The sequence below is a fragment of the Larkinella terrae genome (assembly GCF_009668025.1).
Lineage (GTDB): Bacteria > Bacteroidota > Bacteroidia > Cytophagales > Spirosomataceae > Larkinella > Larkinella terrae.
The window spans coordinates 463,524-483,640 of sequence record NZ_WJXZ01000009.1; the positions used below are offsets into that span (position 1 = coordinate 463,524).

The window sequence follows — 20,117 nt, forward strand, 5'->3', positions numbered from 1 at the left end:
TTATTTCGTCATCCTGTCCCAACTTGCCGCCCTTAATTCCATTTATTCATGTCAACTTCAAATTCAACGGTGCGGGTGCTTGTGATCGGCTGCGGCAACATGGGCGCATCGCACGCGATAGCGTATTCAACCCTCGACGGTTTTGAAATCTGCGGCATTGTTTCGACCGGGAAAAGCAAGGAAGTGCTAAACGAGCGGCTCGGCGGTGGTTATCCCCTGTTCTCCGACGTCGCTCAGGCATTGGCTGAAACGAAACCCGACGCGGTTTGTATCTCCACCTACCCCGACACGCACGAAGCCTTCGCTATTCTGGCCCTCGAACACGGCTGCCATGTATTCATCGAAAAACCGCTCGCCGACACCGTCGAAGGTTCCGAGCGCGTAGTGGCTGCGGCTGAAAAAGCCGGTAAAAAAGTTGTTGTCGGGTATATTCTGCGCCAGCACCCTTCCTGGGAGAAGTTTATCGAAGTAGCTCAGGAAATGGGAAAACCGCTCGTGATGCGCATGAATCTCAACCAGCAAAGCCACGGCGGGATGTGGACCGTTCACCGGAATCTGATGAAAAGCCTGAGTCCGATCGTGGATTGCGGAGTGCATTACATCGACGTCATGTGCCAGATGACCCGCTCAAAACCGCTGCAGGTCAACGCCATTGGCGCCCGGCTGACGGAGGAAATTCCGACCGGGAACTACAATTATGGCCAGCTCCAGATCCGGTTTGAAGACGGGTCGGTGGGTTGGTACGAAGCCGGTTGGGGACCGATGATGAGCGAAACCGCCTTTTTTGTCAAAGATGTGATCGGTCCAAAGGGCTGCGTTTCCATCGTGGCCAAAAACGCCGGAGCTGCCGGAAAATCCGATAACGTGGATTCGCACACCAAGACCGAATCGCTGCGCGTCCACTACGCACCCCTCGACCAGAACGATCAGTTTGTGAGGGAGGACACCTGGATCGATATGCAGGACGAACCGGATCACCAGGAACTTTGTAATCGCGAACAGCGGTATTTCCTGAAAGCCATTCGGGAGAACATCGACCTGAGCGACCATTTGCAGGACGCGGTCAACAGCCTACGCATCGCTTTTGCCTGCGACGAATCCGTGCGAACCGGGCAGCCCGTGATGCTCTAAAATTCGCTGGTCGTGGTTCCAATGGATTGAATCACGACCAGCTAAATTCCATTGTCATGAAAAAGCTTCTTTTCATCAACCTGCTATTTATCTTTCTGGTAACCAGCGCGAAAGCTCAGGAAACCGCCAAACCGCACCTTTACGACCCGAAAGCGGATGCACAGCAGGACATCAAAAATGCCGTTGCCACAGCCGCAAAGGAAGGCAAACATGTTTTGCTGCAAATTGGTGGTAACTGGTGCGTCTGGTGCATTCGGTTTCACAATCTGACCCAGAGTGACACGACGTTGCGCCGGTTGCTCGCCGAAAATTATGTGGTCCTGCGGGTGAATTACAGCCCCGAAAACAAAAACGAAGCGGTGCTGGCCCAACTGGATTATCCGCAGCGGTTTGGATTTCCGGTTTTCGTAGTTCTGGACGGAAAAGGAAAACGGCTGCACACCCAGAACTCTGGTTATCTGGAGGAAGGCAAAGGTCACAGCCCGAAAGTAGTAGCCGGTTTTCTGAACGACTGGTCGCCCAAAGCGCTCGATCCGGCTTCGTATGCTCCGAAAAAAAAGTAAATAATCGATATTTTTGTCTGGCAGTTAAATTTCCCAGAAACCGCTCCCGATTCGAAATCAACGAAAGCCGGATTGTTATGAAAACCACCGTTTTTCTTGCCCTGATGCTGCTTCCGGTCCTTCCATCCCTGGCCCAGCTATCGGCGGAACAACGCATGCAGGACAGTGTTGTTGGCTGGTGGAGCAATCCCCGGTACGATAAATTAAAGCCCGCTACCGATGCGCTGGGGAAACGGAAAACCGAAAATCTCAACCGGTTTGTCGAGTGGATGAAAAAAAGTTACACGCCCGTTGCCGGACTGGGAACATCGAGTCGATACATCGGTAAAAACGGTTACGGAGTCAGTTTTCTGGTCTGGAACGTCAGCCATGACAAACGGTGGCTGGACGAAAAGGGACACTTTCGCCCGATTCCGGAAGAAAACACACCGTTTTGGGTAGCAACCAATATGGTATTTGGCGCTTTTACCATCGAATTCATCCAGAAAAGCGGCAAAAACATGTTTACCATGCAGCCCGATGGTTACGCCAAAGGCGACTGGGTGGTGAAAAAACGCAAGGGTACCGACCCACGCATTCATCCGAACGCGCATAATTACATTACCTGGCTGAACGAATGGAATACGGTTTACCTGGCCCCCGGTAACAAAATGCCTCTCGTGGCCGTCACCAAAGGCGAATTGCTACAGGCGGCTGAGGATGCGCTTGAAAGCGTAGCCGCCGAAGAAAAAAAGACGATCGCAAGCCAGTGGCCCAATAATCTGAAAGCGCAGGAAGAGGCTTTTGAATCGCGCAAAAAAAACATTGACAGCTACCGGGTCAAAATTCAGGCATTGCGCGATAAACACCGGGCGACGCTGAACGAACCCGCCGTGGTCCGGGACATGCAGGTGAGTATGTACAGCTTCGGAACGGACCCGGATATTTTTACGCCCGATAAACTCCAGTTAGAACAGAAGCACTACTACCCGGTTTATAAAATTGACCCCACCCTCGAAAGCAGGTTGGGCGACGAAAAACCGCTCTGGGTAGCCATTGCCTTTCCGCCCGAGACCAAAGAAGATGGCAACCAGCTCTACGAAATGTACACCGCACTGTCGCAAAATTTCAATTACGAATACGTCTACAACTATTTCTTCGATCCCGAGAAAGTAAAGGGGAAACCGTATGTTCCGGCCAATGAAGAACAGCTGAAAGCCCGACTGAACGCATTCCGGGAACGGGGCAAAGCCGCCATTCAACCGGTTTCTAACGCATCCAAACTAACTGGAAATCAGGTCTTCTTCGATGATTTTTCGGCCGGGGCCGCGGGCGGAGATCCGGTCAACTGGTTTTTCCGCAAGCAGTCGGCCCACGCCGTTCTCACCAAAATCCCCGGACAGTCGGGGAATTGGTTGCAACTGGGGTATTTCAACCCCATCTGGCCGACCCCTGATGCCCTACCCGCTGCCGCCCAACTTTATGCTGGAATTTGACCTGGCGACGGACGGGAATTTCACCCACATGACCGGCGGTTCAGCCATGCTGACGCTCAACTCTCGGAAAATGCTGACGCGGGGCGCCGAAAACACCAGTGGTCCCGGTGCCGTTGTCACGATCAATCTGATATCGGGCAATGAAGCGAATTATGCGAGCAATTACCGGGGCCTCATCGATATTGACCTCAATACCAGCCCTTCGCAGAACGTGCAAAACTTCAACGAAGGCGCGGTGAGTGATATTCCACTGAAGGAATTTACCAACAACAAGACCAAAATTCACGTAGGAGTAAAAGTCCTCAACAATACCATTTCCGTATTCATCAACGGCCAGCAAAAATCCACCAGCACCGACTGGAAGCTCAAGTACGGCGCACCCTGTGTTACCTGCGGTTTTCCCGAAAATACCCGCATCCAGTCCATTAGCTGGAAAGGCACAACCGATAAATCGGATGAGATCAAGGTGTATCTGGGAAATATAAAAATTGAAAAACTCTAAATTCCAGCCCGGCTCATGCGGTTTTCTTTTCTGGCATTGGTAACATTCTGGCTGCCTCTTCACACGGTTTTTGCCCAGCGGGCTCAGGAAATCCGGCGGTTTCAGCTAAAGGAAGTGAAACAGGGCGTCGCGGTTGATGCGACTCATTTTTACGTCATCAATAACCACTCGCTGACGAAACACACCAAAGCCGACGGGAAACAGGTTGCGGCCTGGAACGACACCACCGGTTTGTTAAAACACATGAACAGTGGCGTGGTGCTCGACCGGAAACTTTACTGCGTGCATTCCAATTACCCGGAGGTGCCGATGGTGAGCTCCATCGAAATTTTCGATACCGCAACGCTCCAGCACATTGGCACTCACAGCTTTGGGTTATATCCCGGTTCGGCCACCTGGGCGGATTTTTTCCAGGGCTACTGGTGGGTTGCATTCGCCAATTATTCCGACAAAGCCTCGGCCGAAGGTCGCGATAACCGCTGGACGATGCTGGTGAAGTTTACGAAAAGCTGGGAGCGGCTGGAATCCTGGCAGTTTCCGGCGAATATTTTACAGGCCTTCGCGCCCAAAAGCACCTCGGGCGGCACCTGGGGAAAAGACGGCTCGATCTACTGCACCGGCCACGACAAACCGGAACTGTATGTCCTGCAATTGCCCGATCGCGGGTCTACGCTGAAATACCTGAAAACGATTCCGACCGTCAGCGAAGGCCAGGCGTTTGCCATCGACCGGAGTGTGAAAGACAAAGTGATCCTTTACGGAATTACCCGGAATGATAATTTTGTAATTGTGTCAGAAATCAAGTAAGCAGGAAATGAAATAGGAATGGAAATAAAATATCGAATATTGAACACTGAATATCGAATTTCGAAGGTTTACTAAATTTTATTTCGAAATTCGATATTCAGTATTCGTTATTCATCAATCCTTACAACTTAAATATCCCGGTTACATACTTCGCATCCACTTTGGCGGCTTGTTTGGCGGTGGCGGTGGCGATGTCGATTTCCCAGATGTAGGTGCCATCGGTGTAGCTGGTGACGGGCAAATAGGCTTTCCCGTTTTCGACCAGGACCGAAAGCATTATACCGCCCTGACCCGCGTGGGCCGGGATTCCACCCGTGACATCTTTAATGGTCTTGGCGTTCAGGTCGATAATAACCGCGCTCAGATTAACGTCTTCGAAAGCCCACTGCCCTCCTACCGTCGGAAACCGCCCCATTTCGGCCAGCACCAAGCCGTTGCCGAGGTATTGGCTGAAGTAGATTTTCCGGTTATTCGAAATCTCGTCGAGGTTGAAGAAATACGAAGGATCGAAAACCGTTTCACCATTTTTGATCCGTAAAATACCGGCTGGTTTGGTCCGCTGCGAAAAGGTATATCCTGAGGATGAAACCGTATAAATATCGCCATTTTCGGTTTTTATAAGTCCGCTGCTGCTGTTCGACGACCCCGCCGGACCGGTCCGAACATCCTTGATCACCTTTTCCAACGCAAATGCCGGATAGGTGTAAATGGCTACATAGGCCGTATCCGTGTTGGGTGTCAGCAGGTCGGTGCGGTTCTGGAGGTAATAGGAAACGTAGGCTTTGCCGTCGCGAACCCGCATACCCGAAGGCCAGACCTGATCATCCTTGTAGAGCGGAGCCAGGGAATTTTTAACCTGAGCAGTCAGCGCGCTGGCGGTAGCGGTGTAAAAAATGGCACCCCGGTTTTCGGCCGCCGTTCGCGGAATCTGAACACCGCCGATCGTATTGTCGTCGATGGCCGTCAGAACGTCAAAGTATTTGTCGAAGGTAAAGTTTCCCTTCTGAACCAGCTTGTTAGACGCATCCAGACCGTACGCAACCGCCGACGGCGAGCCCTGGTTTGTCCCACTCCCACCGATACTAAAAATTGTTTTTCCCGCCTGAATATACGAGCGGTTGCCCGTTTGTTCGATTCCTTTTCCCGCAACGGAAAGCGTACCGCTCGAAACCGCGGTGGTTTGCAGGAGGTAATCCGTTGATTTTGTGGCACCCACATCCCGAATGGCGACGACATAACCGCCAACAGTAACCGGTGGATCAGTGGTACCGGGGTCCTTATCCTTGCTGCACGAACTTAGCGATGCCCAGCAACCGAAAGCTGCAATAACCAGTAGTGATTTGTTGTACATATTGATACGATTTACAGGTTCTAAGTTACCGATTTAACGGAAGAATGCATGAATTTGGCATGGGTAAGATGCCCAATATTGGGTAAACGGTCCTTCACGCTTCGTTGTCACCAGATTTACGCGTTTCCTCAAATCAGGCAGGCATTTGTACAATTCAGGCATGGCTTCCCGCTGCCCATACCACACCTGGTTGAATGATAGACGCCGAAAGAGCTAGTTTTGTTCATCTAAAAACAAACGACAAACACGACGATGAACATTTTAACTACCATTTCCCGCATCAGCTGCGCAGCGCTCATTCTCATGGGCAGCTTGACTTCCATGACGTCCTGTAAATCAAATTCGCCGGGACCCGATACGGAAAATCCGGGCGGACCAACGGCGGGCAAATCAGGCTATTTACTCGGAAAAGTGACTGATCCACAAGGCAATCCGTTGCCCCGCGCCACGGTTTATACCGAAAACGATGTCTTTAAGGGCCGGGGTGTGGAAGTTTCCTCCGGCGCGGACGGAACGTACAAAATCCAATTGGTAAAAGACCTCGGCCAATGGAATGTGCGGGGATATATTCTCAAACAATACAACGGCAAAGTATATAAAATCCAGTTGGATCCCGAGAATCCCGATAGCTTTACGGAAGCCGAAAAACCGGTCCGAAATTTCCAGTGGAAACTCACCGGCCACATTCCGGATCTGAGCCTGGATTTGTACTATGGCGGGACAATGGAAATGTTTCGCGACCTCAATGCCAACGAGCTGTACGATAACGAAAATGTTGAATTCACTTTCAAGCCGGAGGGAAAACTGATTGACGGGTCGACCGGGAAAACGCTGAAAATTCAGGCCAAAAAGCGGTACAACACGATCATCAAGGACATTCCCATCGGGCGTTATACGGTGACGGCCATTTACAAACCAACAGGCGAGCAACTGCTGGTGTCCGACGCCTGGGGCGATGATTTTGTCAATTATAAACCGTCCGTCACGATGGATTTTCTGGGCACCGAGTCCGCCGTACGCTCCAACAGCATGGGAATTGGGTTCACGAACCGGAAAAAATAAGGAATGATGGGTAGATAATGAAAAATGTAAAATGATGAACGCCGAATGTAAAAGTGATTGCTCCGCCCCCGGTTTTACTTTTACATTCGGCGTTTGAGTGGCTTTCTAAAATTCAGAATTTTCCTTACTTCGCTTTGCCCCCAACCCCCTAAAGGGGGCTTTAACCGGTGTACCAAAGCCCCCTTTAGGGGGTTGGGGGCGATCTGAGAACAGTTGTAATTTCTTTTTTAAACAGGCTCTTATATATTACCATTCCTTAAACCGCGCTTTTCAAATAAGCTGTCAAAACCGCGCCCATTTTTGCAATCGTGCCTTCGTCCGCGAAGAGTGTTTCATGCAATCCGGGGATGAAGTGGACATCGACGCCTTGCCGGGCGTATCGGTCCCAGCCAAATTTGACGGTGTGACGGTGGTTGACCAGGTTGTCATTTCCGGCAGCCCGCAGCAGCACAACTTTCCCATCATATGGCTTAAACAGATACTTACTATACGCTAATAAACTACTGGCTACCAAACGGTTACCTAATTGAATCGATTTAATTTTTGAGGCATCAATTGAGGAAATTGAAGCCCCAACCGGTAGCGAATTTTTCAACCGATTCAGAAAATAACGGGTTGCCAGGGGGGCTTTTTTTTGAAAAAACCGCCAGAGTAAACCGGGATGTTTTGGCAACGAACGCCAGTAATGGTAATAATACGTCAGCAACTGTCCCATCGGAATCTGATTCGGATTGTCGGCATGAGGGTTAACCGGATAACTATCGATCAGCGCGAGCAGATCGACATCTTTCCCGATTTTTTTCAACTGATGGGCCATTTCAAAGGCGACAATTCCGCCCATCGAATACCCGCACAGCCGGTATGGGCCATTGGGCTGCTGCTCCAGAATCAACTTGACATAATAAGCAGCCATGTCTTCCAGTGATGTAAAAGGCTCCGTGCGGCCATCGAGACCAACGGCTTGCAAACCGTAAACTGGTTGATCGTCAGAAAGGTACGGCACAAGCTGGTAAGCATAACCAATGTCGCCGGAAATGGGATGTACGCAATAAAGCGGAGGGCGTCGGCCCTTTGGCTGGACGGCCACCAGCGATTGCCAGATCCGTTCGGGATGAGCAGTTTCTAAATGAATGACCAGTTTCCGAATCGTCGGATTAGCAAAAACTGCTCCGACCGAAACGGCATGGCCCAACTGCCGCTGGAGTTCGGTGGTCAATTGAAAAGCCAGCAGTGAATGACCACCAATTTCGAAAAAATCATCGTCCAGACCCACGTCCGGCACTTTCAGCAAAGCGGACCAAGTGGTTCGGAGCCATTCGACCAATGCTTCCGTCGCGGTCGGGAGGGGCGGTTTTTCCTCAGAGACAAGGTTTTCGGAATTTGGCGATTCCGCCAGCGTTTCGAAAACCGCTCCGGATTTTCCTTCCAGCTTACTAAACGGCACATCCGCGTACAAAGCCAGCGTCTCCAGCAAGGCAGTAAAGTCAAGAGAAAACTTCTCAATCGTCACAGAATTAAACAGATCGGTTCGGTAATTGAACGTTCCTTCAACGCCACCGGCCAGTTCCCGAAACGAAAGATGGAGATCAAATTTTGCTGTATGCTGCACAAAAGGCAGCGGTTCAACCTGCAAATCGTCCAGTTGCCAGTCTTTTGAATGCTCATCCTGAAAGTCAAAAATGGCCTGAACGAGGGGCGTATGTGCCAGCGTTCGGGGCAGCTTCAGGGCTTCCACGACCTGTTCAAACGGCAAATCCTGGTGATCGAACGCTTCCAGCATCCAATCGCGTACTTTTCGCAGAAGTGTCCGAAATGAATCCTCGGCCTGAATTTCGATGCGCAGAGCCAGCGTGTTTACAAAAAAACCGATGTTATTCACCAACTCTGACCGATTCCGACCTGCTACCGGAATACCCACCACGACGTCCGGATTTCGGGTAACCCGGTACAGCCAGACCGAAAAAACCGTCAACAGCCGCAGAAAAACCGTCGTTCCCGGCTCCTGTAAGCCCTGCCGAATCAGCGGCCAACGGTCGGCCGGAATGTGAAATGAATAATCGGCGCCTTCGAACGACTGAACCGCCGGACGCGGTTTGTCGATGGGTAAATCCAGCAGATACGGCGCTCCCGCCAGGCGATTTTTCCAGTAAACCAGTTCCCGTTGCAGCATCGAAGGTGTAAAATGCGCCAGCTGCCAGCGGGCAAAATCGGCGTATTGCAGCGGGAGTTGTAGCAAAGCAACGGGTTGACCCTGCCTGAGCGACGAATAAATCCGGCTCAGTTCATTCGCCAGAACGCGCGTCGACCAGCCGTCGTAAATAATATGGTGAAAAACCAGCAGCAAAAACCAGGAATCGTCGCCCAGACTGGCCACCCGAACCCGCAGCAGTGGACCGGTTTCCAGATCGAAAGGCTGGTAAGCTTCCGTATTGAGCCATTGATCTAGCCAATCAGCTTCCCGTCCGTTCCACTCACTGACCAAAACCGGTACGGAATCCGAAGCCGAAATGCGCTGAAAAGGCACGCCATCCGAATGACTGAAAGTGGTCCGCAAAATCTGGTGCCGACGAACCACTTCTTCGAGGCTCTGCTGCAAAACCGGAAGGTCCAGCAAGCCGTTGATTTTCAGAATAATCGGCACGTTATACGTTCCCCGCAGCTCGTGGAGCTGGTGAATAATCCAAAGTCGGGTCTGGGCAAACGACAACGGAATCGCCGATTCTGAATTGCCAAAATCGGCGGTTTTTAACTCCATCAGGTGCGGAAAACCGGGCTGTGAATTCTGGTCCAGAAACGCGCTCAGCCGCTGAATCGTCGGAAATTCAAAAAGATCTTTCAAACTCAGCAATCGGCCGAATTGCTGGTGAATCCGGGCAATCAACTGCATCGCCAGAATCGAACTGCCGCCGAGTTCGAAAAAGTTATCTTCCCGGCTGCTGTCCGGCTGGTTCAGCACGGCGCTCCACAAAGGCAGCAGGGCGGTTTCGGTCGGGCTCAGTTCAGCGTCCGGATGGGCTTTCCGCAGCAAAACCGGGGGCAGACGTTTTTTGTCCAGCTTGCCATTGTCGGTTAACGGCAGCTCTTTCAGCAAGCAGAAAGCCGTCGGAATCAGATAGTTGGGCAGGCGGTTTCGCAAAAATGTCCGCAGCACTTCTGCGTCAGGATTGGCACCGGGCCGGGGCACAACATAAGCGGCCAGCATCTTTTGCCCCGGTGCCGGTTCAATTGCCAGCACAACCGCTTCCGCAAGTCCCGGATGTTGAAGAAGCGCATGCTCGATTTCCCCCGGCTCGATCCGAAAACCGCGCATTTTGAGCTGATCATCCAGACGTCCCAGAAACTCGATGGTGCCATCGGATTGAAACCGCGCCTGATCACCCGTTCGATAAAGCCGCTGTTCGGGCTCGTTACTGAACGAATGAAGGACAAACTTTTCGCGCGTCAATTCCGGTTGAAACAGATACTCCCTCGCCAATCCGTCTCCGCCGATGAGTAACTCGCCGGGAACACCCGGCGGAACCGGATTGAAAAACGAATCGACAACGTATAACCGGGTGTTACTGAGCGGTTTTCCAATCGGAACCGAGCGGTTTTCCCAGGTCGATGCCGATAAATTAAAATAGCTGGCAAACGTGGTGCTTTCGGTTGGGCCATAGCCGTTGATGAAGGTACAGAACGGCATCTGGCGTTGGGCCCGACGGACGTGCTCGGCCGAGGCCGCTTCCCCGCCCATGATGATTTGGGAAAGGGTAGTCAGTTCCTCAATTCCCGTATCGATCAGGACATTAAAGAGGGCAGTTGTAAAAAAAGCACTGTTAACCTGATGATTCTGAACGGTATGTTTAATTAATTCGAAAGTCGGACGATTTTCGGTGATCAGGACCAGTTCTCCACCATTCGTCAGACTTCCCCAAATTTCCAGCGTCGACGCATCGAACGAAAGGGGAGCCAGTCCCAGCATAACCGTATTTTCATCCAGTTGAGCATAATTAGCTCCTTTCACCAGGCGCACAATACCCCGGTGCGGAATGGCCACGTTTTTAGGTTTTCCCGTTGACCCGGACGTAAACAGGACGTAAGCCAGATGGCCCGCGCCGACCAAAACCGCCGGATTGCCGACACTTTCGCTCTCCCAGGGAGCCTCTTCATTGTCCAAAATCAGGTACGTGACACCTGTTGTTGGCAGGTGGTCCAGCCACTTTTGCTGCGTCAAAATGAACGAGATGTGGGTCTGCCTGCACAGCTCCGCGAGACGAGCGGGCGGATACGAAGGATCGAGCGGAACGTAGGCGCCACCGGTTTTCAGAATAGCTAACAGGCTGATAATCATTGCCGGAGAACGCTCGGCACAAAGTCCGACCAGCGTACCCGGCTCAACGCCCTGTTTTTGCAGATACCGCGCCAACTGATTAGCACGTTGATTTAACTCCCCGTAGGTCAGCGTGTTGGGGCCACAACGCAACGCAACGGCCTGTGGTCGCTCCTGCGCCTGTTCTTCCACCAGGTAATGCACCGGCTGGTGACGGGGATAGGGAACATCCTTGGCATTCCAGTCAACCAGCATGCGGTTCCGTTCCTCCGACGTCAGCAGATCGACGGTTTTCAGCGGTTGTGTTGGAACCTGGAGCAACTTTTCCAGCAAAATCAACCAGCGGTTGATGAGTTCCGCAACCTGATCGGCCTGCCAGCTTGCCGGGCTGTAAGCGATCCGGCAGGTAGCATCGTCGGAAACGACTAGAACAAGCGGCTGATTTTCAAAGACTAAGACCTCTTTATCCGTTGAACGGCAAATAATGATAGGAAATAGCGATTCGGCATCATCCTGCATTCCGACTGACAAAACCGATTCATTCCAAGGCCGATCGGAGGAAACGGTTTGCCGGTTTTCAACGGTCGATTGTTCCCGTCGAAAAACCGCAAGGGCGTGCTCAAAACCGGTTTCCCAATCAACAGTCAGGACGAACGGAACGCAATCGGCAAAAAGACTACCGGTTTTTCGGGCGATCTCACGGCTTTCCGGTCCGGCATAGCCCACTGCAATCGTTTGCTGACTGGCCAGACGACCAACCGTTAGCAGAAAAGCGGTCAGCAGCCGATCGGTTTTATCCGAAACCGTCGGAAGCGAATCCAGCAGCGTTTCAATAGCGGTATGCAAACAAACATGGACCCACTCCGTTTCTCTTTTGGCCTTATTTTCAAGCTGTTGAGAAGGCGATATGGAAACCGTGCTCGGTGAAAAAGTACGGTATTTCTCCAGCCAGTATGCCTGATGCCGATTCAATTGACTATCCGCCCGAAGGTATTCCCGCCGAAACGAATCGTCCGGCTGAGTCAGCACCAGACCGGTTTTCAGATTGAACTGGTTAGTGAGTTCGGAGAAGGAAACCGGTTTTCCGCTCAGGGTGGTCAGCGATCGAATACACAGTAAACCGCTGCCGGTGGCGACCCTTAACTCGTTGGGTTCGATGGCGGTTATCGTTCCAGGCGGATTGGCTGAAAAATCACCCGCTTCATCGATCATTATCAGTTCTTTAACCTGAAAAAAGTCGTTACCTAACCTGATTTTCAGGAAGCCAAACGGACTGGTATGAAATCCAAAATTCAGCGCCCGAACCAAGCGGGCGGTCTCGGCGGCCGGTTTGCGAAAATCAAATAGGGTGTCGGGGCGGTTTTTCCGACCAAAATACGTCCGCCGGGAAAGGTCCTGCGGCTGGGCTACCAGTTGATCCGATGCCAGTTCGTCGGCCAGTTCCCGAAAAGCAGCCAGCGCTGCCGAGTAACACTTGATATTCAGCCCAATCGAGGTTTCGTCGGGCTCAACTGGAAACCAGTGTTGTTTCAAAATCGGGCCGGTATCAATGCCCGCATCCACGATATGCCAGGTAATGGCGTGTTCTTTTTCCTGATTGATCAGCGCCCAGAAAGTGGCATGCACCCCGGCGTAAGCAGGCAGCGGGCCGTCGTGGTAATTAATCGTGCAGCGCCGGGGCAGGTCAAGGATCGACTCAGGTAGAATATAGTCGTTGGAGATACTGAACAGATAATCAAAGGGTTCTACCGCCAAAACCGCGTCGAATGGTTGTTGAGCATCCAAAAACCGTAAACCGGTTTCGTTGCAAAACCGGTTTACCAGACGATCGTCAGCAATTATGCCTTTAATAATAAAACCATTCTGTTGGAGAATTTTTGCGCATTCAATCAGTAAGGAATCCTTGCCAATTATAAAGCACGAGTAAGGCATACGTTGACGAAAGCTGCTGAAAAGACAACTGCAATATACCCTAACTAACTGAAGTTAGCCAATCGGTTACAAAATACAGTCATCGGCAAGCGCAACGTTTACCCAAATCTACCCGGTGTTCATTCGACTTCGCTCCTCCTCCGTATTCCTTCTCCCTTTCAAAGCAGGATCAGGCATTCTAGCGGCTTAGTGGAATGTGGCAACCCTCTCCCCCGTTGATGCGGACTAATTATCGGGTGCAATGCGGTTTTACTTCTGCTTTCGACGCTCCTTCAGTTCGGCTTTCATTTCTTCCTTAACCGTCTGATATTGCTTGTATTGATCGGCGGTCAGCACTTTTTTCAATTCTTTATCTTTCTCTTTCATAGAGCTCTGAACCTGACGGGCGGTGCGCAGGTTACGTCCGCCGGTTTCCATCAGCGACTGGTTTTGCCGCGCGTATTTCAGGTTGATTTCGGCCACGGGGGTTTCCTGATCGGCGGTCAGATTCAGTTTTTCCTTCATGCGGGCCGTTAGTTTGGCAGCCCGTTCTTCGGGTGTACCGAGGGGAGCGCGCTGGGCAAAGGAGGCAGAAGCGGCTAACAAAACGATAAGGAACAAAGCGGTTTTTAACAGGTTGGTTTTCATACGAACAAATCGGTAATGGAATTAACGGGTTGATTTACGCTCCAAACCTACTGAATCCCAAAATCTGTCGCCCAAAAACCGCACCGAACGAGCCAGATTCGGCAGTGAAAACGCCGGAAAAGCGGGTGAAGTCTCAAAACTCCTCCAGCCATTTTTTAAACTGCGGAGCGCGGTCTTTGCTGATCACCACCGCTCCGCCGGGCATGGGATTGAGTTGAAGCTGCAACCGACCGTTAAAATACAGCTCCGCTTCCAGAATGCTTTTCCGGGCAATGATAAACTGCCGGTTGGCCCGAAAAAAGTCCCGTGGATTTAACTGATTTTCCAGTTCATCCAGCTTCAGATCGATCGGATAACGGATTTTCGTAAAAAGTGTGGCTGAAACTACCCCGCCTTCAATCTCGAAATAGGCAATGTCACTCGCCTTGATCGGCAGCAGTTTATCCCGAAACTGAATCAGGAAATTAGTCCGAAAGGTTCGCGGCTGAAAGATTCGGCTGCTCAGCATTTCCTGCATCTGGCGCACCAGATCATTCCCAACCGGGCGGTTCAGGGAGCGGTATTTTTGCAGGGCGGTGTTGAGGGATTCTGGTTCGATGGGCTTCAGCAGGTAGTCGATGCTGTTGTGCCGAAATGCCCGAATGGCATATTCATCGTAGGCCGTGGTGAAAATGATCGGGCAGGGAACTGCCACCTGTTCCAGCAGTGTAAACGACAGGCCATCCGCCAGTTGAATGTCCGAAAAAATCAGGTCAGGCTCAGGGAAGTCCGCCCACCGCTCCAGGCCTTCGGATACGCTGTCGATAACGCCCAAAACCGTCAGCGACGGCTCGATTTCGCGCAGCAGGGCGGATAAGTGCGAAGCCGCCGTAACTTCATCTTCAATAATCAGAACACGCATCAGATGGCAGAAATGATGGGTAAATGAACGCTGAATTCGCTTTCCGAACGCACTATCTCAATGGGTTTTCCGGTCAGCAGTCGGAAACGGTTTTCCAGATTTGGGAGCCCCGTTCCGGTGCCGTCGGCGGGTTCCGGTTTGGGTTGATTTCCGTTGCTGACGCGAATCGAGTTGCGGAGCGGATCAATCGTCAGGTTAATACGGAGCGGTTTTGCGCCGGAAACAATGTTGTGTTTAACGGCATTTTCGATGAGCATTTGCAACGACATGGGCGGAATCAGCCAGGACGCCTGGGGCGGCAAGTCATTCACAATCTGTAAATTATTCCCGAACCGCATGGTCAGCAAAAACGAATAGGCGTTTGTAAACTGCATTTCTTCCGAAAAAGGCACCAGTTCCCGGTTTTGAACCTGCAACGAATACCGTAATACCTGCGACAATTTCACGAGATAAGGCTGCGTATTGGCACTTCCCTCCCGAATCAGCGAGCTGAGTGTATTGAGCGAATTGAAAAGAAAATGAGGGTTCAACTGGGCGCGAAGACCGTCGAGCTGCGCTTGCAGACTCTCCTGTTTCAGCCATTCGTTTTCGGCCTGAATCAACCGGTTTTGATGCAAAACCGTCAGGAAATTCGCGACGAGCAAGGCTGTTCCCCAGACGAAAAATGTCCGGAAGTAGGTTGTAACCAACAGCAGAATGGGCCGTTCGGGATACCAGAGCAACATGATTGCAACGAAAAGGGCGGTCGTGATCAGAAACAACAGGAAATTGACGCCGTACCAACCCAGCAGATTTAACCGGGACTGGTAGCGTTTATGGAGCAGCGCGTACCGGTTTAGCTCGATGAAAAAAAAGGTAAAGGCAACGTGAAAAACCAGTCGGGACAGCAGGAAAACCGCATCCGGCAAACCGGGAAAAATTGCTAGTTGAGATCGGTTCGCCAGCCGGATTAAAGGCAGGTTCACCAGCAATGCAATGATGACTGACGCAATTCCGGCAATCTGACGATAGGAAAAACGGGCGTTCATGCTGCAAATATGCAGCCTTTGGTGAGCAAAGCGGTGGGAATTAAAGTCAAACTGGAAAAATCAACGGTCAACCGTCCGGTTGGGCAGGTAAAACCGCTACTCGCCCGCACGCTCCAGAATATCGGCAGTTTCTTCCAGATCATCTTTTTCAGGTTCCGGAATGTCGCGGACCACCGCTTCGGGAGCAAACGCGAGCGAAACCAGGATCGGGAAATGGTCAGAACCGCAATTGGGCAACCGGCGGATGGATCGCAGGCGGAAGTGATGAGACACGAAGATGTGATCGAGCGGCCAGCGCAGAAAGAAATACTTCGCATGAAACGTGTTATACAAGCCTCGACCCACGCGCGGGTCAAAAAGGCCGCTGATTCGCTGAAAAAGCCGCGTGGAATGCGACCAGGCCACGTCGTTGAGATCACCGGCGACAATCACCGGATCTTTCAGTTGGCGAACCTCTTTGCCGACCACCAGCAATTCCGCATCCCGCTCCGTCGACCGGTAATGTTCCGTTGGGCTGGGCGGCATGGGGTGAATACCGTAAAAATGAATCAGTTGCCCGGATTTCAGTTCAAGCTGAGCGTAAATCGAGGGTATATCGTCCTGAATCAAAAACCGCAATTCCCGGTGGCGAATCGGCAGTCGCGAATAGAACAACAGGCCGTAGGTATTTTCGAGCGGGTGCAAAATCCGGTACGGAAACTGACTTTCAATCGGTTCCATCGCTTTCTGCCACCGCTCATTTGCTTCCAGAATCATCACCACATCCGGCTTGTGCTTTTCAACCAGCTTTAATACGTCTGGGCATTTCGTGTTTTCCATGAACACATTGGCGTTCAGAATCCGGATCGTGTTGAGGTCAGGATGGCCATCCGCCGACGATTTCCGAACGTATTTTACCTCCTTCCGATGCAGGGGCGTAAACCGGTAAATCAGCCAGGCTTCGTACAGCATGGCAGCCACCAGCCCCGTCATCGACAGCACCATCGGCCATTCCGTATTCCGACTGAGGGCGACCCAACCGAGCAGCCCAATGGCCGCCAGCACCGTCAGCTGAAGGTGAGGGAAATCCCAAATGCGAATCCACCAGGCGTCAACCCGAATGAGGTGGATAAAGGAAATTGTAGTAATCAACAGGGCGTAACCAATCAGGAAATAGTCTACAGGGTTCATTCAGGGTTCAGAACTGCGGTTACATTGGAACTCAAAACAAGGCAAGTTAATGTTTTCAGGATTGTTTTTTAAAATAATCACAATGCGGGTTCAGGACGCACTGCCCGCATCTGGGATAACTCCAGGTGCAAACCCGCTGACCGTGCCAGTAAAAGTGCTTGTGGAAATTGAACAAGACTGTTGCGTCCTGCGGTAGATAGGCCAGCAAAAGGCCGTGCGCCTTCTCTGCGCTCACTTTCGGGCCAATGATTCCCAACCGTTGCGTTACGCGGTGAACGTGGGTATCGACCGGTAAAACCGGTTTTTGAAAATTGAAAAGCAGCAGAAGGGTTGCGGTTTTCAGCCCGACTCCCGGCAGGGCCGTTAGCCAGGCCATCGCGTCTTCGGTGGTCATCTCGCGTAAAAAATCGACGTTCGCTTCTCCACGTTCGGCAATGATCCGGGCCAGAATCTGCTTGATCCAGGGCGCTTTTACTTCGGGATAATTCGACGTCTGAATGGCTTCGGTTAGTTCGGCCACCGGTGCATCCCGAATCGCTTCCCAGGAACCAAACCGCTCCAGCATCGTGCGGTAAGCCGTCATCTCGTTGGCGTGCGTCGTCCGGTGCGACAAAACCGTGGCAATCAGTTCATGCATCGGATCCAGCCGACCATAAATGGCCTGAATGCCGTAGTGCTGGTTCAGGATTTCGTGCACCAGCCAGGTTTTTTGGGCGACATCAATGGCTGTCATCAAAAAATGTTAAGTTGTTTTTTCAAGAACAACTCAATGTTTATCGACTTGGTTATTTGTCGTGTTACTTTTGCGGATCAATTCCTGAATCACAAATGAAGAACACGTCCTTTCGCACTTCTTTTTTCCTGTTTTTATTGGCTTTCCTGGCCTTGACCGGTTTTTCCCAAACGCCCACCCAAACCATCCGGGGGATTGTGTACGATGCCAGCCAGAGTCGTCCGCTGGTGGGGGCGTCGGTAACCCTGAAGAATTTGCAAACGGGGAACACCAGTTCGGGCACCATTACCGACGATCAGGGCCGGTTTCGTTTTGCAAACGTTCCGATTGGCCGCCATCAGCTCACGGTGTCGTTTGTGGGCTACGAAACCAGTATCATTAACGAAGTGCTGGTCGAGTCGGGCAAGGAACAGGTGCTGGAAGTGAACCTGCAACCGGGCGTGACGCAACTGGGGGAAGCCACGGCCGTCGGAACCCGAACCGACCGCACCATCAGCGCCGAACACATCACGATTGAACAGGTATTGCGGTTTCCGGCGAGCTACCTCGATCCGGCGCGACTGGCAACGGCTTATGCGGGCGTGGTCACGACCAACGACGGCACGAATATCAATTCCGTACGGGGAAATTCGCCCAACAGCCTGATCTGGCGACTGGAAGGCGTTGAAATTGTTAATCCTAACCACCAGAGCAACGCCGGAACCATCGGCGACCGGCCCACGGCTTCGGGCGGTGGGGTCAATATTCTGAGCGCCCAATTGCTGGGCACAACCCGGTTTCTGACCGGTGCTTTTTCGCCGGAATACGGCAATACGGTCGGGAGCGTCATGGACATGAGCCTGCGCCCAGGAAATAACGAACGCCATGAATTCATCGCCCAGGCCGGTTTGATTGGCGTGGATCTGGCGGCCGAGGGGCCGATTTCGAAGCAGAAAGGATCATCGTATCTGGTCAATTACCGGTATTCGTTTACGGGCTTGCTCGGTGCGCTGGGCGTTACCTTCGGCGGAGAAGACATCCGGTTTCACGATTTGTCTTTTAACCTGAATTTCCCGACCAAAAAAGGCGGACGGTTTACGGTATTTGGCCTGGGTGGTACGAGCAGCAACGTATTCAATCCGCTGGCCGAAGCCGTACAGGAACAGGATAAAGACCGGAACTACATTACCTACAAAACACGCATGGCCGCCGGTGGTCTGACCTACTCCCAACCCATCGGGTCGCGGCTGCTGTGGAAAACCGCCCTGGTGGTTTCGGCCAACAGCAGCAGCCGGAACCAGGAATTTCCGGGCAGTCCGCGCTTTCAGGCCGATTACCAGATGGACGACCAAACGGGTTCCCGGTCGACCTTAACCTCTTCACTGAATTACCGGATTAACGAGCGTAACAGTGTTAAGGCGGGTCTGTTTCTGACCTACGCTGACAATTCGGTCGACATTCTGCGTGGCTCGGCTCCGCTCGTTACCAGTTCGGCCAATAACACCCTGTTTGCGGGTTCGCTCCACGGCTGGATGGTTCAGCCTTACATCAATTACCAATGGTTACCCGTTGATAAAGTGACGGTTAACGCCGGTTTATTCTACAATACCTTTACCTTCAACAAAAGCCAGTCGCTGGAACCTCGGGCTTCGATCCGCTGGGAAGTCCTGCCCGGGAAAGCCTTGTCAGTGGCTTATGGTTTGCACAGCCAGCAGCAGCTCCCGCAAGTCTACTTGTCGAAAAGCCGCTTGCCAACTCCGCCAATTTACAACAACGAATCGCTCGGGTTTACCAAAGCGCACCACCTCGTTGCGGGCTACACCCACCAGCTTTCGCCGGATAGCTACTGGAAGATGGAGGGGTATTCACAAATGCTATTCGATGTTCCCGTCAGCAGCCTGCCGGGGAGCAACTTTTCGGCTTTGAATCTGATTGAAGCGTACGTCGATCAGCCGCTGATTAACGCCGGAAAAGGCCGGAACCGGGGCGTGGAGCTGACGTACCAGAAGTATCTATCGAAGAATTATTACGTGCTGGTGTCGGGGTCGGTTTATGAGTCAAAATACAAAGCGGCTGACAACATCTGGCGCAGCACGCGCTTCGACGGCGGTTTTACGAGTGGCGTAACGGCCGGAAAAGAATGGACCAAAAGCCGGGAAACCCGCAGCCGGATCTGGGGCGTCAACGGGCGGCTTTCGTACCTGGGCGGTTTGCGCGACCGGCCTATCGACCCGGTTTTGTCGAAGCAGGCCAGCACGACGGTTTACGGCAGCGACGTTTTCAGCGTCCGGTTCCCCAATTATTTCCGCGCCGATTTGCGGGTGTACTGGAAAAAGAGCAAAGCCCGCTACAGCCGCACGCTCTCCGTCGATCTGCAAAACCTGACGAGTGCCCAGAATGCGTTTTACAGTTATTTTGACGCGTTTCAGGGGAAAGTGGTTCAGAAATACCAATTGGGCCTGATTCCGGTGATTAATTACCGCTGGGAGTTTTGAGGGTGATGGTCGCCAAAACCACCTCCAAGAATGTTTTATTTTTTCGTAAATT

The 20,117-nt window shown here is 52.0% G+C and carries 14 protein-coding genes; 7 read left to right on the top strand and 7 right to left on the bottom strand.

Annotation, left to right across the window (positions count from 1 at the left end; all coding sequences use genetic code 11):
* Positions 1 to 48: 48 nt before the first annotated feature.
* From GJJ30_RS16465 to GJJ30_RS16485, 5 genes are all read left to right on the top strand, one after another.
* Entirely contained in the window at positions 49 to 1,131 is a 1,083-nt protein-coding gene (locus GJJ30_RS16465; protein WP_154176255.1) for a Gfo/Idh/MocA family protein, read from the top strand.
* A gap of 56 nt (positions 1,132 to 1,187) precedes the next feature.
* Positions 1,188 to 1,694, top strand: a complete 507-nt coding sequence (locus tag GJJ30_RS16470) for a thioredoxin family protein (RefSeq protein WP_154176256.1) — start codon at positions 1,188 to 1,190, stop codon at positions 1,692 to 1,694.
* Positions 1,695 to 1,771: 77 nt separating this feature from the next.
* A complete protein-coding gene (locus GJJ30_RS16475; protein ID WP_154176257.1) occupies positions 1,772 to 3,169 on the top strand; it encodes a hypothetical protein in 1,398 nt (465 codons plus the stop codon).
* Entirely contained in the window at positions 3,156 to 3,671 is a 516-nt protein-coding gene (locus tag GJJ30_RS16480) for a hypothetical protein (protein ID WP_154176258.1), read from the top strand. The genes GJJ30_RS16475 and GJJ30_RS16480 overlap by 14 nt, the downstream gene beginning before the upstream one ends.
* Positions 3,672 to 3,686: 15 nt before the next feature.
* Positions 3,687 to 4,478: a hypothetical protein gene (locus tag GJJ30_RS16485; protein WP_154176259.1), complete on the top strand. Its 792-nt coding sequence runs from the start codon at positions 3,687 to 3,689 to the stop codon at positions 4,476 to 4,478.
* 121 nt (positions 4,479 to 4,599) lie between these two features.
* On the opposite strand, the gene GJJ30_RS16490 is transcribed toward GJJ30_RS16485, so the two are convergent.
* Positions 4,600 to 5,829 carry a DUF4374 domain-containing protein gene (locus GJJ30_RS16490; protein ID WP_154176260.1) on the bottom strand — a complete coding sequence of 410 codons (1,230 nt, stop codon included), beginning with the start codon at positions 5,827 to 5,829 and terminating at the stop codon, positions 4,600 to 4,602.
* Positions 5,830 to 6,081: 252 nt separating this feature from the next.
* Here GJJ30_RS16490 and GJJ30_RS16495 point away from each other — a divergent pair, with 252 nt between their 5' ends.
* Positions 6,082 to 6,891: a peptidase associated/transthyretin-like domain-containing protein gene (locus tag GJJ30_RS16495; RefSeq protein WP_154176261.1), complete on the top strand. Its 810-nt coding sequence runs from the start codon at positions 6,082 to 6,084 to the stop codon at positions 6,889 to 6,891.
* A 256-nt stretch (positions 6,892 to 7,147) separates the two neighbouring features.
* Here the strand turns inward: GJJ30_RS16495 and GJJ30_RS16500 are convergent, their stop codons facing one another.
* The 6 genes from GJJ30_RS16500 to GJJ30_RS16525 form a co-directional block, all read right to left on the bottom strand.
* On the bottom strand, positions 7,148 to 13,132 hold the full coding sequence (locus GJJ30_RS16500; protein ID WP_154176262.1) for a non-ribosomal peptide synthetase: 5,985 nt from the start codon (positions 13,130 to 13,132) through the stop codon (positions 7,148 to 7,150).
* Between the two features lie 249 nt (positions 13,133 to 13,381).
* Positions 13,382 to 13,759, bottom strand: coding sequence for a DUF4890 domain-containing protein (locus GJJ30_RS16505; protein WP_154176263.1), 378 nt, complete (start codon positions 13,757 to 13,759; stop codon positions 13,382 to 13,384).
* A gap of 133 nt (positions 13,760 to 13,892) precedes the next feature.
* Positions 13,893 to 14,660: a LytR/AlgR family response regulator transcription factor gene (locus GJJ30_RS16510; protein ID WP_154176264.1), complete on the bottom strand. Its 768-nt coding sequence runs from the start codon at positions 14,658 to 14,660 to the stop codon at positions 13,893 to 13,895.
* Complete coding sequence (locus tag GJJ30_RS16515) at positions 14,660 to 15,688, bottom strand: sensor histidine kinase (RefSeq protein ID WP_154176265.1); 1,029 nt, start codon at positions 15,686 to 15,688, stop codon at positions 14,660 to 14,662. Before GJJ30_RS16515 ends, GJJ30_RS16510 begins: the two co-directional genes overlap by 1 nt.
* A gap of 96 nt (positions 15,689 to 15,784) precedes the next feature.
* Positions 15,785 to 16,858: an endonuclease/exonuclease/phosphatase family protein gene (locus GJJ30_RS16520; protein WP_154176266.1), complete on the bottom strand. Its 1,074-nt coding sequence runs from the start codon at positions 16,856 to 16,858 to the stop codon at positions 15,785 to 15,787.
* Between the two features lie 55 nt (positions 16,859 to 16,913).
* Entirely contained in the window at positions 16,914 to 17,591 is a 678-nt protein-coding gene (locus GJJ30_RS16525; RefSeq protein ID WP_154176267.1) for an endonuclease III domain-containing protein, read from the bottom strand.
* Between the two features lie 95 nt (positions 17,592 to 17,686).
* Here GJJ30_RS16525 and GJJ30_RS16530 point away from each other — a divergent pair, with 95 nt between their 5' ends.
* Positions 17,687 to 20,065: a TonB-dependent receptor gene (locus tag GJJ30_RS16530; RefSeq protein WP_154176268.1), complete on the top strand. Its 2,379-nt coding sequence runs from the start codon at positions 17,687 to 17,689 to the stop codon at positions 20,063 to 20,065.
* Positions 20,066 to 20,117 lie beyond the last annotated feature (52 nt).

Excerpts from the sequence above, each read along its gene's own strand:
- GJJ30_RS16465 (WP_154176255.1), top strand. The coding sequence starts at position 49 with ATGTCAACTTCAAATTCAACGGTGCGGGTGCTTGTGATCGGCTGCGGC.
- GJJ30_RS16470 (WP_154176256.1), top strand. The coding sequence starts at position 1,188 with ATGAAAAAGCTTCTTTTCATCAACCTGCTATTTATCTTTCTGGTAACC.
- GJJ30_RS16475 (WP_154176257.1), top strand. The coding sequence starts at position 1,772 with ATGAAAACCACCGTTTTTCTTGCCCTGATGCTGCTTCCGGTCCTTCCA.
- GJJ30_RS16480 (WP_154176258.1), top strand. The coding sequence starts at position 3,156 with ATGCTGGAATTTGACCTGGCGACGGACGGGAATTTCACCCACATGACC.
- GJJ30_RS16485 (WP_154176259.1), top strand. The coding sequence starts at position 3,687 with ATGCGGTTTTCTTTTCTGGCATTGGTAACATTCTGGCTGCCTCTTCAC.
- GJJ30_RS16490 (WP_154176260.1), bottom strand. The coding sequence starts at position 5,829 with ATGTACAACAAATCACTACTGGTTATTGCAGCTTTCGGTTGCTGGGCA.
- GJJ30_RS16495 (WP_154176261.1), top strand. The coding sequence starts at position 6,082 with ATGAACATTTTAACTACCATTTCCCGCATCAGCTGCGCAGCGCTCATT.
- GJJ30_RS16500 (WP_154176262.1), bottom strand. The coding sequence starts at position 13,132 with ATGCCTTACTCGTGCTTTATAATTGGCAAGGATTCCTTACTGATTGAA.
- GJJ30_RS16505 (WP_154176263.1), bottom strand. The coding sequence starts at position 13,759 with ATGAAAACCAACCTGTTAAAAACCGCTTTGTTCCTTATCGTTTTGTTA.
- GJJ30_RS16510 (WP_154176264.1), bottom strand. The coding sequence starts at position 14,660 with ATGCGTGTTCTGATTATTGAAGATGAAGTTACGGCGGCTTCGCACTTA.
- GJJ30_RS16515 (WP_154176265.1), bottom strand. The coding sequence starts at position 15,688 with ATGAACGCCCGTTTTTCCTATCGTCAGATTGCCGGAATTGCGTCAGTC.
- GJJ30_RS16520 (WP_154176266.1), bottom strand. The coding sequence starts at position 16,858 with ATGAACCCTGTAGACTATTTCCTGATTGGTTACGCCCTGTTGATTACT.
- GJJ30_RS16525 (WP_154176267.1), bottom strand. The coding sequence starts at position 17,591 with ATGACAGCCATTGATGTCGCCCAAAAAACCTGGCTGGTGCACGAAATC.
- GJJ30_RS16530 (WP_154176268.1), top strand. The coding sequence starts at position 17,687 with ATGAAGAACACGTCCTTTCGCACTTCTTTTTTCCTGTTTTTATTGGCT.